The organism is Staphylococcus pseudoxylosus, assembly GCF_003697915.1.
Lineage (GTDB): Bacteria > Bacillota > Bacilli > Staphylococcales > Staphylococcaceae > Staphylococcus > Staphylococcus pseudoxylosus.
In genome coordinates this window covers 1-554 of record NZ_RCVN01000060.1, presented here as the reverse complement: position 1 = coordinate 554, position 554 = coordinate 1, and the positions used below count along the sequence as shown (strand labels likewise).

2 protein-coding genes are annotated in these 554 nt (G+C 31.8%); one reads left to right on the top strand and one right to left on the bottom strand.

What is annotated here, in order from left to right; genetic code table 11:
• Positions 1 to 93: 93 nt before the first annotated feature.
• Positions 94 to 282, bottom strand: a complete 189-nt coding sequence (locus D9V42_RS14790; RefSeq protein ID WP_036851101.1) for a hypothetical protein — start codon at positions 280 to 282, stop codon at positions 94 to 96.
• Between the two features lie 130 nt (positions 283 to 412).
• Here D9V42_RS14790 and D9V42_RS15615 point away from each other — a divergent pair, with 130 nt between their 5' ends.
• Entirely contained in the window at positions 413 to 541 is a 129-nt protein-coding gene (locus tag D9V42_RS15615; RefSeq protein ID WP_015979565.1) for a hypothetical protein, read from the top strand.
• Positions 542 to 554: the final 13 nt, after the last annotated feature.

Here is a 554-nt window from a genome sequence, read left to right as displayed (position 1 = left end):
ACACAATGCACTTACTTTCTGCCACTTCTAGTCAAATTGCGGTTAAGCGTAAAACAAAAGCCACTAAGGTGGCAATTATTTTTTTAATATAATTTATTTATTTTTCCCTAAATCAAAATGTATTGCTGGCTGACTATTCCATAGTTCTAATGTTTCCTTGTCTACTTCTGGTTGATTCATGTATTCTCTGTTCATTCTAGCTCTTGTATTAACTACTTTAATTTTAATACGTTTCTTGTATTCCTGTTGTCGTAAGTACATCAGATATTTATCTCTAGCCATAGTTACCTCCTATAAATAGTATAACACAAAATGCCTACAAAGTCAATCATAGCTTACATAACAGAGGATAAACCAAACCTGAAAAGTGCATTTGATATAATATATATATCAAGTTGAGAGAGGAAAGCAAATGACAGAGGAACAGCTACTATTTAAGCAAGAGACATTGTCAGAAGTTGACTTTAACGAGTTCTTACTTAACGCTGTTGAATGTGGTTTGATTAATCTTGATACAGCTTTAATTTTTAAGGGAGAATAAAGAAATGAGATTG